Origin of the sequence: Candidatus Kosakonia sp. 282A-S69 (genome assembly GCF_029433855.1) — a bacterium.
In the GTDB taxonomy this organism is placed as follows: Bacteria; Pseudomonadota; Gammaproteobacteria; order Enterobacterales; family Enterobacteriaceae; genus Kosakonia; species Kosakonia cowanii_A.
Genome location: NZ_JAROAU010000001.1, coordinates 492487 through 511047 on the forward strand (window position 1 = coordinate 492487; position 18561 = coordinate 511047).

At 56.5% G+C, this 18561-nt stretch carries 18 protein-coding genes and 1 pseudogene; 12 read left to right on the top strand and 7 right to left on the bottom strand.

The annotated features are described in order from the left end of the window. The first annotated feature begins 91 nt into the window (after nucleotides 1-91). A complete protein-coding gene (locus PU683_RS02225) occupies nucleotides 92-1297 on the top strand; it encodes an MFS transporter (RefSeq protein ID WP_277169907.1) in 1206 nt (401 codons plus the stop codon). Between the two features lie 71 nt (nucleotides 1298-1368). Here the strand turns inward: PU683_RS02225 and PU683_RS02230 are convergent, their stop codons facing one another. Beyond that, on the bottom strand, nucleotides 1369-1926 hold the full coding sequence (locus PU683_RS02230) for a DcrB family lipoprotein (RefSeq protein ID WP_277169908.1): 558 nt from the start codon (nucleotides 1924-1926) through the stop codon (nucleotides 1369-1371). Nucleotides 1927-1998: 72 nt separating this feature from the next. Beyond that, complete coding sequence (locus tag PU683_RS02235; RefSeq protein ID WP_277169909.1) at nucleotides 1999-2664, bottom strand: 7-cyano-7-deazaguanine/7-aminomethyl-7-deazaguanine transporter; 666 nt, start codon at nucleotides 2662-2664, stop codon at nucleotides 1999-2001. A gap of 188 nt (nucleotides 2665-2852) precedes the next feature. On the opposite strand from PU683_RS02235, the gene tusA reads away from it, so the two are divergent. After that, a complete protein-coding gene (gene tusA, locus PU683_RS02240; RefSeq protein WP_277169910.1) occupies nucleotides 2853-3098 on the top strand; it encodes a sulfurtransferase TusA in 246 nt (81 codons plus the stop codon). Here the strand turns inward: tusA and zntA are convergent. The 4 genes from zntA to rsmD form a co-directional block, all read right to left on the bottom strand. Then, nucleotides 3095-5302, bottom strand: a complete 2208-nt coding sequence (gene zntA / locus PU683_RS02245; protein WP_277169911.1) for a Zn(II)/Cd(II)/Pb(II) translocating P-type ATPase ZntA — start codon at nucleotides 5300-5302, stop codon at nucleotides 3095-3097. The genes tusA and zntA overlap by 4 nt on opposite strands. A 75-nt stretch (nucleotides 5303-5377) precedes the next feature. Continuing rightward, on the bottom strand, nucleotides 5378-6004 hold the full coding sequence (locus PU683_RS02250; protein WP_277169912.1) for a lysoplasmalogenase: 627 nt from the start codon (nucleotides 6002-6004) through the stop codon (nucleotides 5378-5380). 122 nt (nucleotides 6005-6126) lie between these two features. Continuing rightward, nucleotides 6127-6396, bottom strand: coding sequence for a DUF1145 family protein (locus tag PU683_RS02255; protein ID WP_223284346.1), 270 nt, complete (start codon nucleotides 6394-6396; stop codon nucleotides 6127-6129). Beyond that, entirely contained in the window at nucleotides 6386-6988 is a 603-nt protein-coding gene (gene rsmD, locus PU683_RS02260; RefSeq protein WP_277169913.1) for a 16S rRNA (guanine(966)-N(2))-methyltransferase, read from the bottom strand. The genes PU683_RS02255 and rsmD overlap by 11 nt, the downstream gene beginning before the upstream one ends. Nucleotides 6989-7178: 190 nt before the next feature. On the opposite strand from rsmD, the gene ftsY reads away from it, so the two are divergent. The 6 genes from ftsY to PU683_RS02290 all read left to right on the top strand — a co-directional run bounded on the left by ftsY (nucleotide 7179) and on the right by PU683_RS02290 (nucleotide 14259). Next, entirely contained in the window at nucleotides 7179-8654 is a 1476-nt protein-coding gene (gene ftsY, locus PU683_RS02265; RefSeq protein ID WP_277169914.1) for a signal recognition particle-docking protein FtsY, read from the top strand. A gap of 2 nt (nucleotides 8655-8656) precedes the next feature. Continuing rightward, entirely contained in the window at nucleotides 8657-9325 is a 669-nt protein-coding gene (gene ftsE / locus PU683_RS02270; RefSeq protein WP_187800386.1) for a cell division ATP-binding protein FtsE, read from the top strand. Continuing rightward, nucleotides 9318-10376, top strand: coding sequence for a permease-like cell division protein FtsX (ftsX, locus tag PU683_RS02275; RefSeq protein WP_277169915.1), 1059 nt, complete (start codon nucleotides 9318-9320; stop codon nucleotides 10374-10376). Before ftsE ends, ftsX begins: the two co-directional genes overlap by 8 nt. Before the next feature lie 266 nt (nucleotides 10377-10642). Beyond that, complete coding sequence (rpoH, locus tag PU683_RS02280; protein WP_023482062.1) at nucleotides 10643-11500, top strand: RNA polymerase sigma factor RpoH; 858 nt, start codon at nucleotides 10643-10645, stop codon at nucleotides 11498-11500. 148 nt (nucleotides 11501-11648) lie between these two features. Beyond that, the gene (locus PU683_RS02285; protein WP_277169916.1) at nucleotides 11649-12914 is read left to right on the top strand and encodes a 4-aminobutyrate--2-oxoglutarate transaminase; all 1266 of its coding nucleotides are present in this window, start codon (nucleotides 11649-11651) and stop codon (nucleotides 12912-12914) included. 241 nt (nucleotides 12915-13155) lie between these two features. Then, nucleotides 13156-14259 carry a branched-chain amino acid ABC transporter substrate-binding protein gene (locus PU683_RS02290; protein WP_139569052.1) on the top strand — a complete coding sequence of 368 codons (1104 nt, stop codon included), beginning with the start codon at nucleotides 13156-13158 and terminating at the stop codon, nucleotides 14257-14259. A 124-nt stretch (nucleotides 14260-14383) separates the two neighbouring features. Here PU683_RS02290 and panM read toward each other — a convergent pair whose 3' ends face one another. Next, nucleotides 14384-14767 carry an aspartate 1-decarboxylase autocleavage activator PanM gene (gene panM, locus PU683_RS02295; protein ID WP_277169917.1) on the bottom strand — a complete coding sequence of 128 codons (384 nt, stop codon included), beginning with the start codon at nucleotides 14765-14767 and terminating at the stop codon, nucleotides 14384-14386. 635 nt (nucleotides 14768-15402) lie between these two features. Here panM and PU683_RS22395 point away from each other — a divergent pair. From PU683_RS22395 to livG, 4 genes and pseudogenes are all read left to right on the top strand, one after another. Then, nucleotides 15403-15540, top strand: a pseudogene (locus PU683_RS22395) (leucine ABC transporter subunit substrate-binding protein LivK); the annotation flags it as partial. Nucleotides 15541-15596: 56 nt separating this feature from the next. Beyond that, nucleotides 15597-16523, top strand: coding sequence for a high-affinity branched-chain amino acid ABC transporter permease LivH (livH, locus tag PU683_RS02305; protein WP_277169918.1), 927 nt, complete (start codon nucleotides 15597-15599; stop codon nucleotides 16521-16523). Further along, complete coding sequence (locus tag PU683_RS02310) at nucleotides 16520-17797, top strand: high-affinity branched-chain amino acid ABC transporter permease LivM (RefSeq protein ID WP_277169919.1); 1278 nt, start codon at nucleotides 16520-16522, stop codon at nucleotides 17795-17797. Before livH ends, PU683_RS02310 begins: the two co-directional genes overlap by 4 nt. Continuing rightward, on the top strand, nucleotides 17794-18561 hold the full coding sequence (gene livG, locus PU683_RS02315; RefSeq protein ID WP_277169920.1) for a high-affinity branched-chain amino acid ABC transporter ATP-binding protein LivG: 768 nt from the start codon (nucleotides 17794-17796) through the stop codon (nucleotides 18559-18561). The genes PU683_RS02310 and livG overlap by 4 nt, the downstream gene beginning before the upstream one ends.

Here is an 18561-nt window from a genome sequence, read left to right on the forward strand (position 1 = left end):
GCCTGACAGAGATAATCTTAAAGTCGTGCTGCTTTCTACCTTGTGTCGTGGTAATAGTGAAACACTGTTGTGAAATTCTGAGTAAATCCTGATGCCTGAACACCGCGCTGAACCGGCGCTGAGCGGATTACGCCTCAATCTGCGGATTTTGTCCGTCGTCATTTTTAACTTCGCCAGCTACCTCACCATCGGTTTACCGCTGGCTGTGCTGCCCGGTTTTGTCCATGACGTGATGGGGTATAGCGCCTTCTGGGCCGGGCTGGTGATCAGTCTCCAGTACTTCGCCACGCTGATCAGCCGCCCCCACGCCGGGCGCTATGCCGATCTGCTGGGGCCAAAGAGAGTGGTGATTTTCGGCCTGTGCGGGGCGTTTCTCAGCGGGCTCTGTTATCTGCTGGCGGGAGTGGGCCAGCTGTCGGGCGTGGTAAGCCTGGCGCTGATCTGCCTCGGGCGGGTAATTTTAGGCGTCGGCCAGAGTTTTGCTGGCACCGGTGCCACGCTGTGGGGCGTTGGCGTGGTTGGTTCAGTGCATATTGGGCGCGTTATCTCGTGGAACGGCATTGCCACCTACGGGGCGATGGCGCTTGGCGCGCCGCTCGGGGTGCTCTGCTATCACTACGGCGGCCTGCACGGGCTGGCGGTGACAATTATGGCCGTCGCGCTGCTGGCTGTGCTGCTTGCACTGCCGCGCGCGGCGGTAACTGCCCGCAAAGGCAAGCCGCTACCGTTTCGCGCCGTGCTTGGACGCGTCTGGCTCTACGGGCTGGCGCTGGCGCTCGGTTCAGCGGGCTTTGGCGTGATCGCCACCTTTATTACCCTCTATTACGATGCCCGAGGCTGGGACGGAGCGGCATTCGCCCTGACGCTCTTCAGCGTCGCGTTTGTTGGCGCACGCCTGCTCTTTCCCAACGGTATTAACCGCCTTGGTGGCCTCAACGTGGCGCTGATCTGCTTTGCGGTAGAGACCAGCGGTCTGGTGCTGGTAGGCCTGGCGCTCGATCCGTGGATGGTGAAACTGGGCGTCTTTCTGACCGGGGCCGGGTTCTCGCTGGTCTTCCCGGCGCTGGGCGTGGTGGCGGTAAAAGCGGTGCCGCAGCACAATCAGGGCTCTGCGCTGGCGACCTACACGGTATTTATGGATCTCTCGCTGGGCGTGACCGGCCCGCTGGCAGGGCTGCTGATGGCCTGGGCGGGTGTCTCTTCCATATACCTTGCTGCCGCCGGGCTGGTGGCGGTTGCGCTACTGTTAGCGTGGCGGTTAAAACAGAGAGTGGGGTTAACGCCGGATGGCGCATAAATGCTTATCCGGCCTACAAAAGCAAAAAAGGGAACCCGCAGGTTCCCTTTTTCTTTTCGATTCTTGCGCCGTTATTTCACGACGATGGTGTTGATGATGTTTTCGGCGGCGGTTTGCGCCTGCTGCTGGTTATCCGCTGGCAGCGTCACCTGAAGGGTGACCAGATGGTTATCAATTTTCCCCAGCACCACGGAGGACCATGCGGTCTGGCCTTTGGCGGAAATCACGCTGTCGAGCTGCTGCAGAGTCTGCCCTTTCAGCTCAACCGGACGGTTGGTCACCACCTGCAGCTGCGGGTCGCGGCTGCGCTGCTGATCTTCCAGACGTTTCGCCAGCACGCTCAGATCTTCCTGCGTGTTGTCGCCCACAATCACAATCACCGCTTTCTGACCGGTGGCGTCAGAGTAGACGTGCATGTTGTTGGATTGCGTGCCCAGCTTGCCGCTCTGATCGGTCATATCCGCAGGCAGCGAGAAGCTGAGTTTACCGTCGAGCAGGGTCACCGGCTGGCCGGAGGCGTTACTCTCTGCGGCAGCACCCTGTACGGGCTTTTTGCTGTCGCTGTTATCGCAGGCAGCCAGCCCCATCACCAGCAGGCCAATACCGACATATTTCACCAGATTGCGCATTGACATCTTCCTTTCAATAAACAGCCATAATGGCTCGTTGTTCCATATTATCACAACTGATAAGTCGTACCTTTAACCCGCCTGTAATGCAGAGATTTCAGATTTGTCTGCCAATCTTTTCAGCAACATATTCAACAGTACGCCGTACATCGGCAGGAAGAAGGCAATGCTGATAAGCACCTTAAAGCTGTAGTCCACCAGCGCGATTTCTGTCCAGTGCTGCGCCATAAAGGGGTCCGGGCTGTGCCAGAAGGCGATAAAGAAGAAGGCCACCGTATCGCTGGCGTTACCAAAAATGGTCGAGGCCGTCGGCGCAAGCCACCAGCGACGGCTCTGGCGCAGGCGGTTAAAGACGTGCACATCGAGGATCTGCCCCAGCGCATAGGCCATAAAGCTGGCGGCGGCGATACGCGCCACAAACAGGTTAAAGTGGGCGAGTGCGCCGAAACCTTGCCAGCTGCCCATATAAAACAGCGACGAGATAACGTAAGAGGCGAGCAGGGCGGGCACCATTACGGCAAAAATAATCTTACGTGCCAGCGGCGCGCCGAAGATGCGCACGGTGAGATCCGTTGCCAGGAAGATAAACGGAAAACTGAATGCGCCCCAGGTAGTGTGGAAGCCGAAAATGGCGACCGGGAGCTGCACCAGATAGTTACTGGAGATAATCACCAGCAGGTGAAAAAGCGATAGCCAGACCAGCGCCTTCATGCGCTGTGCGTTGGAAAAGTGCGTCATAGTGTGACCTTTTTGGTAAATGGGGTGAGGGAACCCAGTTCAATTTATGCTCTGCCAGGCAGAAGCCGCCGCATGATACTGCAATCATCGCGCGATGCAACGGCTAATTTTAACGCAATCGTTAACCTCCCTTGCGCCCGGAAAATGGCAGCGTAAACTAGGGCGGTTTTTTCACTTGTGAGATGAAGATGAGCGATCCGTTTTCTACCGCCGACCACACTCTTGATGCCCTCGGGCTGCGCTGCCCGGAGCCGGTAATGATGGTGCGCAAAACCGTGCGTAATATGCAGGTTGGCGAAACTGTACTGATTATCGCCGACGATCCGGCAACCACCCGCGATATTCCCGGCTTCTGCCGTTTTATGGAACATGAGCTGGTTGCCGAACAAACCGCGGCGCTGCCCTACCGCTATGTAGTGCGTAAAAGCCACTAATCTTTGCGGCGTAACAGGCGCAGCGCGTTGGCCGTGACCAGCACCGTTGCGCCGGTATCTGCCAGCACCGCCAGCCATAATCCGGTGATCCCCAACAGCGTAGTGACCAGGAAAATCCCCTTCAGCCCCAGCGCAATGGCAATGTTCTGACGAATATTGCGGTGCGTGGCGCGCGCCAGGCGGATCATCTGCCCAAGACCGGAGAGCCGGTTATGGGTTAACGCCGCGTCGGCGCTCTCCAGCGCAACATCAGTGCCGCTGCCCATCGCAATGCCGAGGGTTGCCGCTTTCATTGCCGGGGCATCGTTAATGCCATCGCCCACCATTGCCAGCGGAGCCTCTGCATTCAGGGCGCGCACGGCGCGGACTTTATCCTCCGGCAGCAGCCCGGCGCGGAACTCCAGCCCCAGCTCGCCGGCAATCGCTGCCGCTGCCCGCGGATTGTCGCCGGTCAGGATCACGCCTGTGATGCCAAGGTTATGCAGTTCCGCTACCGCAGCTTTTGCATCGTCGCGCAGGGTATCCTGCAGGGCCAGCGTACCGATAACGGTGTTATCGCGCAGCACTACTACCACCGTTTGCCCCTGTGCTTCCTGCTGCTCAATCTGCTTGCGCGCTATCTCATTCAGCATGCCCGCTGGCACCTTTTCCGGCGCGCTGATGCGTATCTCATGCGCTCCGATACGCGCTTCGATGCCTCTCCCGGCGAGCACGCGCTGCCCATCTGCCTGCGGAATAGCGACTTCACGACGCTGCGCCTCCTGCACAATCGCCAGCGCCAGCGGGTGCGTCGAGCCCTGCTCAACGCCGGCGCTGAGCGCCAGTAGCGTCTGCACATCGATTCCTGCAAACGGCTGAATGGTGACCAGCTGCGGTTTGCCGAGGGTCAGCGTGCCTGTCTTATCAAACGCTACCTGACGCAGCGTGCCAAGCTGCTCCAGCGCCGCGCCGCCTTTGATCAGTGCCCCACGACGTGCGGCCGCTGCCAGCCCGGAGGTGATGGCAGCAGGCGTGGAGATCACCAGCGCGCACGGGCAGCCAATCAGCAGCAGCGCCAGCCCTTTGTAGATCCACTCCAGCCACGGGGCGGAAAAGAGCAGGGGCGGAACCACCGCCACCAGCAGCGCGACGGCCATGATCGCCGGTGTATAAATGCGGCTGAAGCGATCGATAAAGCGCTCGATGGGCGCGCGGCGCTCTTCTGCCTCCTCAATCAGTTTCAGGATGCGGTCGATGGCGCTTTCACCCGATTTTGAAACGACGTCCAGAGTAATCAGCCGATCGACGCTGGTAGCACCTGCGGGCACGCTTTCGCCCGCGCTGCGCTCGACCGGCAGCGATTCGCCGGTTAACGCACTCTCATCAAAACTGGCGAACGGGGAGATCAGGCGACCATCTGCCGGTAAACGTCCACCCGCGGGAACTTCAATCGTATCGCCGGGTTGCAGCTGGCTGGCGGGGATGGTTTCACGCACACCGTTACGCACGCGAATGGCGCTGTCGGGTTTAAGCGCCATCAGCGCACTCACACCCTTGCGCGCCCGACTGGCGGCCCAGCCCTCAAGACGTTCGCCGATTAAAAATAGCAGCAGCACCATCGCCGCTTCGGCGCTCGCGCCAATAACCAGCGCGCCAGTCGCCGCCACACTCATTAAGGTTTCAATGGCGAACCAACTGCCGCTCTTCATCAGGCGCACGGCCTGGCGCGCAATTGGCCATAAGCCAACCAGCGTGGTGAGAACAAAGGCCGCCTGGCCGAAGGGGTGATTGAACTGCTCCAGCCCCCAGCTTAGGGCCATCATCACGGTGAGGAGGATCAGCGGCAGGTTATCGCGCAGGGGAGAAGGCGCAGGCGCGGGGGGGCTGTTTTCGCTACGAAGCTGGTAGCCCGCCTGCTTAACGGCTTGTTCTACGCGCTCGCGCACATCATGCTTTGCGATAACAATCAGCTTTTCGGTGGCAAAGGCGACCTGCACCTGGGTGATGCCCTCGAGCTGGCGCACCGCGTTTTCTACTTTACGGGCGCAGGCGGCACAATCCATGCCGCTCACTTGCCAGCTAAAGCGCTCGCCGGAGGCGTCCATTTCCGGCGCGGAACGGGTTGCACAGCGGGTATCGCTGCAACAGGGGGCGTTGCTTTCAGCAACGGGACGCAGTTTCAGCGCGGTAAAGTGCGGCGTTTTTTTGAGTTCGGGAGCAGGCATCGCATCCTCCGGTGAATGATAATTTTCTCATTAACCGGAGTATGCACTCTGGAGTCGACTCCAGAGTCAAGCGCTTTAGATATAGAGCGAACGGACGATCAGGAAGTGACCGGCAAAATAGCAGGCGGAGGAGATGGCGTTATCCGCGCTGAAGCGTTTACGGTAGTGGCTGCCGAGCCAGACAATATTGCCGATAAGCAGCAGCGACGCGCCGATAAATGCCGACAGCGCCTGGCTGGTCGGGCGGAAGAACCACAGTTCACCGGCCAGCCACACCATCACCAGTGTCATGGCAACAAACGTGGAAACCGCCATGCGCAGCTCCTCAAGACGCGTCCAGATCACCGCCAGCAGCAGGGCACCAATCACCAGCAGCACCAGCGGCAGTGGCCAGAAGAAGGAGAGCGTCATCTGGCTGGCGAAGTAGATCGTATAGAGCAGATGGGCAAGGAAGAAGGCGCCGATAGCGTAAAGTAACTTTTGGCGCGGCAGCAGCGTCAGGGCGTCACCGACCAGCGAGGCGCACAGACCCGCCAGCACCAGATAGCTGATGGCGTCGAACATTGGCGCTTGCCAGGCGAGCAGCAGTAGAAGCAGAAGGGTTACGGGTTTGAACACCCAGCGTTGCCACACCGGGCCACGATAGGAAGCGTCGACATACAACCAGCCGGAAAAGCAGACAGCAATAAATGACCACAGCATAATTAAGTCCCTGTAACTGTTATTGTTGCGTAAAACTCTCCCCTCAAGTGTAGTGGCGTAAAAAGGGGGATGACAATGCGAACTTCCCCCGATGTGCTGCAATTCCGCCTAATCTGACAGAGTTATCTCTTTGCTTTCAGCTTCTTCTGCCAGACCAGCAGTTCAAAGACGCCGAAAAGAAAAATGCGCAGTTGCTCGACTTTGGTCATTTGCGGTCCCTCTTTTGGCAGCGCGGTTTTCATCATCGTCGCCTGCAAGGCATGCATAAAGAAGGTGAAGACCAGCGCGACGTTGACAAAAATATTCAACGGGCGCGGAAAGGGGTGGATCAGATTGAAGATTAGAAAGGCCCAGATGCAGAGCATCATCAGACGACCCAGATTAATCAGCAACGGCATGCTTCTCTCCTTGTGCTTCGCGGTGATACAAACGGTATGCCACCTGACCCGCCACTTTTTCCCGGTGTAAGTGCCAGTGCGCAGGCACCGACGGTAAGCCATTTTCCACTTCGCTCTCGATATAAATGAGCGCGTCATCCGCCAGCCAGCCGTTGTTCTCCAGCAAACGGACGGTGTCATCCAGCATCCCTTTGCGAAACGGCGGATCGATAAACACAATGGTGTGCGGCGTGCCCGCGGCGGCTAAATAACTCAGCGTGTTGCTGTTAACGACTTTTGCGTTAGTGGCTTTAAGCGTAGCGAGGTTTTGCTGTAGCTGCTGGGCGACGCTGCGCTCCATCTCGACCAGGGTCGCGCTGGCGGCGTAGCGGGAGAGCGCTTCCAGCCCGAGCGCGCCGCTGCCAGCGAAGCAGTCGAGGCAGCGAGCATCAACCATTGACGGTGCCAGCCAGTTAAAAAGTGTTTCGCGCACGCGATCGGTGGTCGGGCGCAGGCCTGGGCTGTCGGGAACCGGTAATTTACGGCCTCGCCACTGCCCGCCAATAATACGAATTTGTCCGCTGGCGGCACGGTTGGGTTTCTTCATGGTCTTCGCTTTGCTCATCATTTCGGCCTGCTATTCTAGCGGGCAGATGAATTGCGTTAAACCCTAATCCTCAGGCCGTGATGAGAGATAAGGAAAGTGTTAGACTATCCGACTAATTCACCAATGATTTCAGTCCTGGTCGAGCAGACAGGCTGCGCTATAGAATCAACAGCGAGGAGTGTAGTCGCCAATGGCAAATGAAAAGAAACGTGGCTTTTTTTCCTGGCTGGGCTTTGGGCAGAAAGAGCGGGCCGATGAGGCGCAAGCTGAAGAGCAGAAACCGGCAGAACAACCGGTAGAAGAGACGCCGGTTGCAGAGCCTGCCGCCGACAGCGAAAAGTTCGCTGAAGAGGTTGTCGAGGTTAGCGAGCAGCTGGCGCATGAAGAGGCACCGCAGGCAGTCGCAGAAGAGAGCATTGCAGACGAGCAGGTTATAGACGAACCGGCTGTCGAAGAGCCCGTCGAAGAGATTATCGAAGCAGCACCCGTTGCTGCCGTTGAGCATGAAGCGCTGCCGCTGCCGGAAGAGCTTGCCGAACAGCGTATTGACGCCGAAGAGTGGCAGGCTGAAGCCGAGCCGCTGGTCACCGCAGACGTTGAAGTTGCAGAGCCAGTCGTTGAAGAAATAGAAGACGAAACGCTGCCGAGCGAGGAGGAGCTGGACGCGCTGGCGGCCGAAGCGGCGGAAGAAGCGGTGATGGTTGTGCCGGTTGACGAGCCGGTTCAGGAGCAGGAGAAGCCAACCAAAGAGGGTTTCTTCGCGCGTTTAAAACGTAGCCTGCTGAAAACTAAAGAGAATCTCGGTTCCGGATTTATCAGTCTGTTCCGCGGTAAAAAAATCGATGATGATCTCTTCGAAGAACTGGAAGAGCAGCTGTTGATTGCTGATGTCGGCGTCGAGACTACGCGGAAAATCATCACCAACCTGACGGAAGGGGCCAGCCGCAAGCAGCTGCGCGACGCGGAAGCGCTGTATGGCCTGCTGAAAGAGGAGATGAGTGAGATCCTTGCAAAGGTAGACGAGCCGCTGAATGTCGACGGCAAAACGCCGTTCGTCATTCTGATGGTTGGCGTTAACGGCGTCGGTAAAACCACCACCATTGGCAAGCTGGCGCGCCAGTTTGAGCAGCAGGGCAAATCGGTAATGCTGGCGGCGGGCGATACCTTCCGCGCAGCGGCGGTTGAGCAGCTGCAGGTATGGGGCCAGCGCAACGATATTCCGGTGATTGCCCAGCATACCGGCGCGGATTCCGCGTCGGTTATCTTTGATGCTATTCAGGCAGCGAAGGCGCGTAATGTCGATGTGCTGATTGCGGATACAGCCGGCCGTCTGCAGAATAAATCGCACCTGATGGAAGAGCTGAAAAAGATCGTGCGCGTGATGAAGAAACTGGATGAGAACGCGCCGCATGAAGTGATGCTCACGATTGATGCCAGCACCGGGCAAAATGCGGTAAGCCAGGCCAAACTGTTCCACGAAGCGGTCGGTTTAACCGGCATCACGCTGACCAAGCTTGACGGCACCGCGAAAGGCGGGGTGATCTTCTCGGTCGCGGATCAGTTCGGCATTCCTATCCGCTATATCGGTGTTGGCGAACGTATTGAAGATTTGCGTCCGTTTAATGCGGGCGATTTTATTGAGGCGCTTTTTGCCCGAGAGGATTAACAATGATTCGCTTTGAACATGTCAGCAAAGCCTATCTCGGTGGGAGACAAGCACTGCAGGGAGTGACCTTTCACCTGCAGCAGGGCGAGATGGCGTTTCTGACCGGGCACTCCGGCGCGGGTAAAAGTACCCTGCTGAAGCTGATCTGTGGGATTGAACGGCCAAGCGCCGGGAAAATCTTCTTCAGCGGCCACGAAATTTCCCGGCTGAAAAACCGCGAAGTGCCGTTTCTGCGCCGCCAGATTGGCATGATTTTCCAGGATCACCATCTGCTGATGGATCGCACGGTGTTTGATAACGTCGCGATCCCGCTGATTATCGCCGGTGCCAGCGGAGATGATATCCGTCGTCGCGTGTCGGCGGCGCTGGATAAAGTCGGGCTGCTCGACAAAGCGAAAAGCTTCCCGATTCAGCTCTCCGGCGGTGAACAGCAGCGTGTGGGAATCGCCCGCGCGGTGGTGAATAAGCCTGCCGTACTGCTGGCGGATGAACCGACCGGGAACCTGGATGAAGCCCTCTCTGAAGGGATTTTACGTCTGTTTGAAGAGTTTAACCGCGTTGGGGTGACGGTACTGATGGCGACGCACGATATGGGGCTTATTTCCCGGCGTTCGTACCGCATGCTGAGCCTGAGCGACGGCCATTTGCATGGAGGCCTGGCGGGTGAATAAGCGCGACGCAATCAATCACATTCGACAATTCGGCAGCAAGCTTGACCGTTTTCGCAAATCCTCCTCATCGGCGGGCGAGGGCAGCCGTAGCGCGCCACGGCGTAACAAACCGGCCTCCCGACCGCCTTCGCGTAAAACCAATGTTTTCAACGAACAGGTGCGCTACGCCTGGCACGGCGCGCTGCAGGATCTGAAGAGTAAACCGCTGGCGACGTTCCTGACGGTGATGGTGATTGCCATCTCGCTGACGCTGCCAAGCGTCTGCTATATGGTCTACAAAAACGTCAGCCATGCGGCTTCGCAGTACTACCCTTCGCCGCAGATCACTGTCTACTTCGATAAATCGCTGGATGATAACGCCGCGCAGCAGGTAGTCGGGCAGTTGCAATCCGAGCCGGGCGTCGAGAAGGTCAACTATCTCTCCCGCGAAGAGGCGCTCGGCGAGTTTCGTAACTGGTCCGGCTTTGGCGGCGCGTTAGATATGCTGGAAGAGAACCCGCTGCCGGCAGTGGCGGTAGTGGTGCCGAAAATCGATTTCCAGAGCACCGAGGCGCTGAACACGCTGCGTGATCGCATTACGCGTGTGCAGGGCATCGATGAAGTGCGCATGGATGATAGCTGGTTTGCGCGTCTGTCGGCGCTGACCGGGCTGGTCGGGCGCGTTTCAGCGATGATCGGCGTATTAATGATCGCCGCTGTCTTCCTGGTGATTGGCAACAGCGTGCGTCTTAGCATCTTTTCCCGTCGTGACACCATCAACGTGCAGAAGCTGATTGGCGCAACGGATGGATTTATTCTGCGCCCATTCCTTTACGGCGGCGCGTTGCTTGGCTTCTCCGGCGCGTTTTTATCGCTCATTTTGTCTGAAATTTTGGTGATGCGACTCTCATCGGCGGTGACGGATGTAGCGAAGGTCTTCGGCACTCAATTTGAGTTAAGTGGCTTATCTTTCGATGAATGTTTGTTGCTGTTACTGGTCTGTTCGATGATTGGCTGGATTGCCGCCTGGCTGGCGACGGTCCAACATTTACGTCACTTTACTCCGGACTAACGATTCTCTGGTATACTCCTCCCCTGCAATGACGAATACCGTTGCAGGGAGAGCGTATCCAACTGTCATGCTGTTCCCCGCGTCGGCTGTTCATCCGGATGTCACAATTTGTGCGTAATTTATTCACACGCCTACAAGGAACTTGTGGATAAAATCACTGTCTGATAAAAAAGTGAATGCTATTCTCGTTGCTCAAAAATGCTGGCATGTTTGTTGCCTGATGGGGACAGACCGCCGCCAGTTGATAGTGAATTGAGAGGATTTGAATGACCAAAGAAATGCAAACTTTAGCTTTAGCCCCTGTTGGCAACCTGGAATCTTACGTCCGGGCCGCTAACGCATGGCCGATGTTGACGGCTGATGAAGAGCGGGCGCTGGCTGAAAAGCTGCATTACCAGGGCGATCTGGAAGCAGCGAAAAAGCTGATCCTGTCTCACCTGCGCTTTGTTGTTCATATTGCTCGTAACTACTCGGGCTATGGTCTGCCGCAGGCGGATCTGATCCAGGAAGGAAATATCGGCCTGATGAAAGCGGTACGCCGCTTCAACCCTGAAGTCGGTGTGCGTCTGGTCTCTTTCGCCGTGCACTGGATCAAAGCTGAGATCCACGAGTATGTGCTGCGCAACTGGCGTATCGTGAAAGTCGCGACCACTAAAGCACAGCGTAAGCTGTTCTTTAACCTGCGTAAGGCAAAACAGCGCCTCGGCTGGTTTAACCAGGACGAAGTCGAAATGGTCGCCCGCGAACTGGGTGTGACCAGCAAAGACGTGCGTGAAATGGAGTCGCGTATGGCGGCCCAGGACATGACATTTGATATGTCTTCCGATGACGATGCGCAGGATGGCCAGCCGATGGCACCGGTGCTCTACCTACAGGACAAAACATCTAACTTTGCTGATGGCATTGAAGATGATAACTGGGAAGAGCAGGCAGCAAATAAGCTGACCGATGCGATGCAGGGCCTCGACGAACGCAGCCAGCAGATCATCCGCGCCCGCTGGCTGGACGAAGATAACAAGTCCACGCTGCAGGAGCTGGCCGACCGATACGGCGTTTCCGCCGAACGCGTACGTCAGCTTGAAAAGAACGCGATGAAAAAACTGCGCGCCGCTATCGAAGCGTAAGCGCCAGCCGCAAACAGACCGGGTCAGCGAAAGCTCACCCGGTTTTTTATTATCTGAATTTCCTCTCACTCCCGGCGCTGGTTAAAACGTCGTCTTAACGAAGGCGCTATATACTTACTCAGTGGGTTGGCACAGAGAGGGAAAAAAGGTGAAGAATAGTGAATTACATCAGCGGCGTGTAGCCGCGACGCCGCGCGGGGTGGGTGTGATGTGCGGCTTCTACGCTGAGAAAGCAGAAAACGCCACGCTGTGGGATGTCGAAGGTAACGAAGTGATTGATTTTGCCGCCGGGATCGCGGTGCTTAATACCGGTCATCGACACCCGAAAGTGATGGCAGCAGTTGAAAAACAGCTCCAGGCCTTCACGCACACTGCTTACCAAATCGTTCCTTACGAAAGCTATATTGCGCTGGCAGAGCGCATCAACGCGCGCGTACCCATTGATGGCCCGGCGAAAACCGCTTTCTTCTCCACCGGAGCTGAAGCGGTCGAAAACGCGGTGAAAATCGCCCGCGCGTATACCAAACGCCCGGGAATCATCGCCTTTGGCGGCGGCTTCCATGGGCGCACCTTTATGACCATGGCGCTGACGGGAAAAGTCGCACCTTACAAAATCGGCTTCGGGCCGTTTCCTGGTTCGGTTTATCACGCTCACTATCCAAATGAACTGCACGGCGTCAGTACTGAGCAGGCGTTGCAGAGCCTGGCGTATCTCTTCAAAGCCGATATCGCCCCCGATCAAGTGGCCGCCATTCTGTTAGAGCCGGTACAGGGCGAAGGGGGCTTTAATATTGCTCCGCCAGACTTTATGCAGGCGCTGCGCACCCTGTGCGACAGCCACGGCATTCTGCTGATCATCGACGAGGTGCAGAGCGGGTTTGCCCGTACCGGCAAGCTCTTCGCCAGCGAGCACTACGCCATCAAACCCGATCTCATCACCATGGCGAAAAGCCTCGCGGGCGGTCTGCCTCTTTCAGCGGTCGCCGGGCGTGCCGAGGTGATGGATGCCCCCGCACCGGGCGGTCTGGGCGGCACCTATGCCGGTAATCCGCTGGCTGTGGCGGCAGCGCATGCGGTGCTGGACGTGATTGACGAGGAGAAGCTGTGCGAACGTGCTAACCAGCTGGGCAAAGATCTGGTCGAAGTGCTCACTCATGCAAAAGCGCACTGCCCCTATATTGCCGAAATCCGCACGCAGGGATCGATGGTGGCGGTGGAGTTTACTGACCCGCAAACCGGCGCGCCGTCACCGGAGTTCACCAAACAGGTGCAGGATAAGGCTCTTCAGGCTGGGCTGCTGCTGCTCAGCTGCGGCGTCTATGGCAACGTTATCCGCTTCCTCTATCCACTGACTATTCCGGATGAGCAGTTCCGAAAAGCGCTGGATATTATTCAGCGGTCGCTCATGCAGTAATTATTCAGCCGCCTTATGGGCGGCTTTGTCACGTTCTCGCATCGCTCTGCCGCATAACCTGCAAAATTGCTATTCCTTATTCCATAAAATGGGGTATGTTTTAGCAGAGTATGCTGCTTACAGGGCACTATTCTGCACAATAACAAATATCATATTCTTTGCTTAGGGTGATAAGCGAAGCAATATTCCAGATAACAACATCACAACAATTGCAAAAACCATAACAATGGGGAAACTCAGGATGAAAATGAAGGGCAAAGCGTTACTGGCAGGATGTATTGCGTTAGCAATGAGCAACGTGGCATTCGCCAAAGATATCAAAGTTGCGGTTGTCGGTGCGATGTCCGGTCCGGTTGCGCAGTATGGCGATCAGGAATTTACCGGTGCTGAGCAGGCTGTTGCCGATATCAATGCGAAAGGCGGTGTAAAAGGCGACAAACTGGTCGTGGTGAAATATGACGATGCCTGCGACCCGAAACAAGCAGTAGCGGTAGCCAACAAAGTGGTTAACGATGGCATCAAATATGTTATTGGTCACCTCTGCTCCTCTTCAACTCAGCCTGCATCTGACATTTATGAAGATGAAGGCATCCTGATGATCACGCCTGCGGCCACCGCCCCTGAGCTGACCGCGCGCGGTTACAAACTGACGCTGCGTACCACCGGCCTCGACTCCGACCAGGGCCCGACCGCGGCGAAATACATTCTCGATAAAGTGAAGCCGAAGCGCATCGCCATCATTCATGATAAGCAGCAATATGGCGAAGGTCTGGCGCGCGCCGTGCAGGATGGCCTGAAAAAAGGCAATGCGAACGTGGTCTTCTTCGACGGTATCACCGCCGGTGAAAAAGATTTCTCCACGCTGGTTGCGCGTCTGAAGAAAGAGAATATCGACTTTGTTTACTACGGCGGTTACCACCCGGAAATGGGGCAGATCCTGCGCCAGGCGCGTGCGGCCGGTCTGAAAACCCAGTTTATGGGGCCGGAAGGCGTGGCGAACGTCTCACTCTCAAACATCGCCGGTGAGTCTGCTGAAGGGATGTTAGTCACCAAGCCGAAAAACTACGATCAGGTCCCGGCGAACAAGCCGATTGTGGATGCCATCAAAGGTAAGAAACAGGATCCGAGCGGCGCGTTTGTCTGGACCACCTACGCCGCGCTGCAGTCGCTGGCTGCGGGCCTGAACCAGTCTGACGATCCGGCGGAAATCGCAACTTACCTGAAGGGTCACTCCGTTGAAACCGTGATGGGGCCGCTGACGTGGGATGAGAAGGGCGACCTGAAGGGCTTTGAGTTCGGCGTCTTTACCTGGCATGCGAACGGTACTGCGACCGACGCGAAGTGATGAGTCACTGATCGTCGCCTTGCGTGCATTCGCCCCGGTCGCTTACGTCTGTAAGCGACCGGGGAGTAATAACCGGCTGCAACGCAACATTCCGCTCGGGCATTACCTACACTGCCCGCTATCTTTAGCGTTTCTCCCAACCCTTTTGCTGTGCGGTAAAGCCGAGCGCTTGTGCAAAGGCGCTCATTACGGCGCGATCTTCAACGCCGGTATCTGCGATCCACCAGCGGGTAATCGACGGATTATCGCGGATCACCTCCTCCACCAGGTATTGCCCGACGCCGCGACGGCGAGTGACCTCCCGCACACACAGCGAATCCAGCGCGCCTTCGGTGCCGCGCAACGTCACACGCACGGCGGCCAGCAGGCGGTCATTAAACCGCGCGGCATAAATACGGTGCGTGTCGTCAATATCAAGAGATATGGGGGAGCATTCCGGCCAGACTTTCGCTAAATCAATATGATCCTGCTCGCTGAAACTGGTCAGCCGGATAATGGTTAATTTCATCTACCGTTTGTCCAAAACGTGAAACAGGGTGTGAGTGTAAACAATTTCACCCGGCGTGGTTTGAGACTTTTTTATTTTTAATACAACAGGTGAATAGTTTTAGCGCAGCGACAGGTATAGCCAGAAACATCAGAGATCGAAAAAGACACAGGATTTTAACCTGAAGGAGGGCGTTTTCATCCGCGTATACTCCCGTTATTTTATGCTGTAAGCGGCGTTTTTAGATGTTTATCTCGCGTTGAATACAGAATATTATCTCTGCTTAATCGCCTGAAAAATAGAGTATTTAGTGTGGGTTATGCCAAAAAACCACGCTAACTCATTAAAGGCGCTGGTAAAAATAGCATTGTGCATTAAAAGTACAGAATGCTTTTTAACCACATAAAAACAATATTTTCACACAACATCACGAACGGGGTAGCAGGCATGAAAAGGCACGCGAAAACATTTGTCGCGCGAATGGTTGAAAGCCGGTCATGGCAGCGCGGTCTTGTTTAACGCTATTACCCTCAGGGAAGTAGTTTTTTCTGCGCTCAACGCTCATCTAAAGAAAGAAAATATCGTCTTTGTCTACTACGTTGGTTATTAACCGGAAAGTGGAGAGATGCTGCGCCGGGCGCGCTGAATGAGCCGCTGACCTGATTAACGCGTTTAAAGCCAACGGGGCTAAAACCGAAACAGGGCCGCCGAACTGGGATGAAAAAGGCGATCTGAAGGGATTTAAATTGAGTATTTTCCAACGACACGCCGATGGTTCGTCTTGTGTGGCGAAGTCACAGTCATCCCTCTCTTTGGACGAAAATCTTGAGAGATTTAAGAAGGTTAAGTTATGTCTGAGCAGTTTCTCTATTTCTTGCAGCAGATGTTCAATGGCGTCACGCTGGGCAGCACTTACGCCCTGATCGCGATTGGCTACACCATGGTGTACGGCATTATCGGCATGATTAACTTCGCCCATGGCGAGGTCTACATGATCGGCAGCTACGTCTCCTTTATGATAATCGCCGCGCTTATGATGATGGGCATCGACTCAAGCTGGCTGCTGGTCGGAGCCGGTTTCGTCGGCGCGATAATAATCGCCAGCGCGTACGGCTGGAGTATCGAGCGCGTCGCTTACCGCCCGGTGCGCAGCTCCAAGCGCCTGATTGCGCTGATCTCCGCCATCGGCATGTCCATTTTCCTGCAAAACTACGTCAGCCTGACGGAAGGCTCGCGCGACGTGGCCCTGCCAAGCCTCTTCAACGGCCAGTGGACTATTGGCAGCAGCGACAACTTCGCCGCCTCCATCACCACGATGCAGCTGGTTATCTGGATCGTCACCTTTGTCGCGATGCTCGCGCTTACGCTCTTTATCCGCTATTCCCGCATGGGACGCGCCTGCCGCGCCTGCGCAGAGGATTTAAAAATGGCGAGCCTGCTTGGTATCAACACCGATCGTGTTATCGCGCTGACCTTTGTGATCGGCGCAGCGATGGCGGCGGTTGCCGGCGTGCTGCTTGGCCAGTTCTATGGCGTGATTAACCCCTACATCGGCTTTATGGCAGGTATGAAGGCATTTACTGCCGCGGTGCTGGGCGGTATCGGCAGCATCCCTGGCGCGATGATAGGAGGGCTCATCCTCGGCGTGGCAGAAGCGCTCTCTTCGGCGTACCTGAGCACTGAGTATAAAGATGTGGTCTCGTTCGCGCTGCTGATTGGCGTCCTGCTGGTGATGCCGACCGGCATCCTTGGTCGCCCGGAGGTAGAGAAAGTATGAAACCGATGCATTTTGCGATGGCGCTGCTCTCCGCCGCCATGTTCTTCATTCTCGCGGGCGTCTTTATGGGCGTTCAACTGGAGCTGAATGGCACCAGGCTGGTGGTCGATAACGCGGCGGACATCCGCTGGCAGTGGATCTTTATCGGCACTGCGGTGGTCTTTTTCTTCCAGTTACTGCGCCCTGTTTTCCAGAAGAGCCTGAAAGGGGTCTCCGGGCCGAAATTTGTTCTGCCAGCTATTGATGGCTCAACGGTCAAACAGAAACTTTTCTTGCTGGCGCTGTTGGTTATTGCCGTGGTGTGGCCGTTTATGGTGTCGCGCGGCACCATTGATATCGCCACCATGACAATGATCTACATCATCCTGGGGCTTGGGCTTAACGTCGTTGTTGGCCTCTCCGGTCTGCTGGTGCTGGGTTATGGCGGTTTTTACGCTATTGGCGCTTACACCTTTGCCCTGCTGAACCACTATTACGGGCTTGGCTTCTGGACCTGTCTGCCGCTGGCGGGGCTGGTTTCCGCCGCCGCAGGTTTCCTGCTGGGCTTCCCGGTGCTGCGTCTGCGCGGCGACTACCTGGCGATTGTGACGCTGGGCTTCGGTGAGATTGTGCGCATTTTGCTGCTTAACAACACCGAAGTAACCGGCGGGCCAAACGGCATCAGCCAGATCCCGAAACCGACGCTGTTTGGCCTTGAGTTTAGCCGTACAGCGCGTGAAGGCGGCTGGGATACTTTCAGCCACTTCTTCAATGTGAAATACGATCCGAGCGACCGCGTGGTGTTCCTCTACCTGGTGGCGCTGCTGCTGGTGGTGGTGACGCTCTTCGTCATCAACCGCCTGCTGCGTATGCCGCTGGGCCGCGCCTGGGAAGCACTGCGTGAAGATGAGATCGCCTGCCGCTCGCTGGGCCTCAACCCGACGCGCATTAAGCTGACGGCATTTACCATCAGCGCTGCGTTCGCCGGTTTTGCCGGGACGCTGTTCGCTGCGCGCCAGGGCTTTGTCAGCCCGGAATCATTCACCTTTGCCGAATCGGCCTTTGTACTGGCGATTGTTGTACTGGGCGGAATGGGGTCGCAGTTCGCGGTGATCCTCGCCGCTATTTTGCTGGTGGTCTCGCGTGAACTGATGCGTGATTTTAATGAATACAGCATGTTAATGCTGGGTGGTTTGATGGTGCTGATGATGATCTGGCGTCCGCAGGGCTTGCTGCCGATGACGCGTCCGCAGCTGAAACTGAAAAACGGCCAGGCGAAAGGAGAGCAGGCATGAGTCAGCCACTGTTATCGGTAAATGGCCTGATGATGCGCTTCGGCGGTTTGCTGGCGGTTAACAACGTCTCGCTGGAGCTGCGTCCGCAGGAGATTGTCTCGCTGATTGGGCCGAACGGTGCGGGGAAAACCACCGTCTTCAACTGCCTGACCGGTTTTTATAAACCCACCGGCGGCACCATTATGCTGCGTGACAAGCATCTCGAAGGGCTACCAGGTCAGCAAATCGCGCGAATGGGCGTCGTACGCACCTTCCAGCATGTACGTCTGTTCCGTGAAATGACGGTAATTGAGAACTTGCTGGTGGCACAGCATCAGCAACTGAAAACCGGGCTCTTCTCTGGTCTGTTGAAGACGCCCGCGTTTCGCCGCACGCAGAGCGAAGCACTCGATCGCGCGGCGACCTGGCTTGAGAGGATAGGTTTGTTGGCACATGCTAACCGCCAGGCCAGCAATCTGGCCTATGGCGATCAGCGCCGTCTGGAAATTATCCGCTGCATGGTGACGCAGCCGGAGATCCTGATGCTGGATGAACCGGCGGCAGGGTTAAACCCGAAAGAGACCAAAGAGCTGGATGAGCTGATCGTCGAGCTGCGTAACCATCACAACACCACGATCCTGCTGATTGAGCATGATATGAAGCTGGTGATGGGTATTTCCGACCGGATCTATGTCGTTAACCAGGGGACACCGCTGGCCAACGGGACGCCGGAAGAGATTCGTAACAACCCGGACGTGATCCGCGCTTATCTGGGTGAGGCATAA

What these genes read in the sequence shown, in the direction of transcription:
- livG (WP_277169920.1), top strand. Translation starts at nt 17,794, where the DNA reads ATGAGTCAGCCACTGTTATCGGTAAATGGCCTGATGATGCGCTTCGGC.
- livH (WP_277169918.1), top strand. Translation starts at nt 15,597, where the DNA reads ATGTCTGAGCAGTTTCTCTATTTCTTGCAGCAGATGTTCAATGGCGTC.
- PU683_RS02310 (WP_277169919.1), top strand. Translation starts at nt 16,520, where the DNA reads ATGAAACCGATGCATTTTGCGATGGCGCTGCTCTCCGCCGCCATGTTC.
- PU683_RS02250 (WP_277169912.1), bottom strand. Translation starts at nt 6,004, where the DNA reads ATGCTGTGGTCATTTATTGCTGTCTGCTTTTCCGGCTGGTTGTATGTC.
- PU683_RS02235 (WP_277169909.1), bottom strand. Translation starts at nt 2,664, where the DNA reads ATGACGCACTTTTCCAACGCACAGCGCATGAAGGCGCTGGTCTGGCTA.
- ftsY (WP_277169914.1), top strand. Translation starts at nt 7,179, where the DNA reads ATGGCAAATGAAAAGAAACGTGGCTTTTTTTCCTGGCTGGGCTTTGGG.
- ftsE (WP_187800386.1), top strand. Translation starts at nt 8,657, where the DNA reads ATGATTCGCTTTGAACATGTCAGCAAAGCCTATCTCGGTGGGAGACAA.
- rsmD (WP_277169913.1), bottom strand. Translation starts at nt 6,988, where the DNA reads ATGAAGAAACCCAACCGTGCCGCCAGCGGACAAATTCGTATTATTGGC.
- zntA (WP_277169911.1), bottom strand. Translation starts at nt 5,302, where the DNA reads ATGCCTGCTCCCGAACTCAAAAAAACGCCGCACTTTACCGCGCTGAAA.
- tusA (WP_277169910.1), top strand. Translation starts at nt 2,853, where the DNA reads ATGAGCGATCCGTTTTCTACCGCCGACCACACTCTTGATGCCCTCGGG.
- PU683_RS02230 (WP_277169908.1), bottom strand. Translation starts at nt 1,926, where the DNA reads ATGCGCAATCTGGTGAAATATGTCGGTATTGGCCTGCTGGTGATGGGG.
- rpoH (WP_023482062.1), top strand. Translation starts at nt 10,643, where the DNA reads ATGACCAAAGAAATGCAAACTTTAGCTTTAGCCCCTGTTGGCAACCTG.
- PU683_RS02225 (WP_277169907.1), top strand. Translation starts at nt 92, where the DNA reads ATGCCTGAACACCGCGCTGAACCGGCGCTGAGCGGATTACGCCTCAAT.
- panM (WP_277169917.1), bottom strand. Translation starts at nt 14,767, where the DNA reads ATGAAATTAACCATTATCCGGCTGACCAGTTTCAGCGAGCAGGATCAT.
- PU683_RS02290 (WP_139569052.1), top strand. Translation starts at nt 13,156, where the DNA reads ATGAAAATGAAGGGCAAAGCGTTACTGGCAGGATGTATTGCGTTAGCA.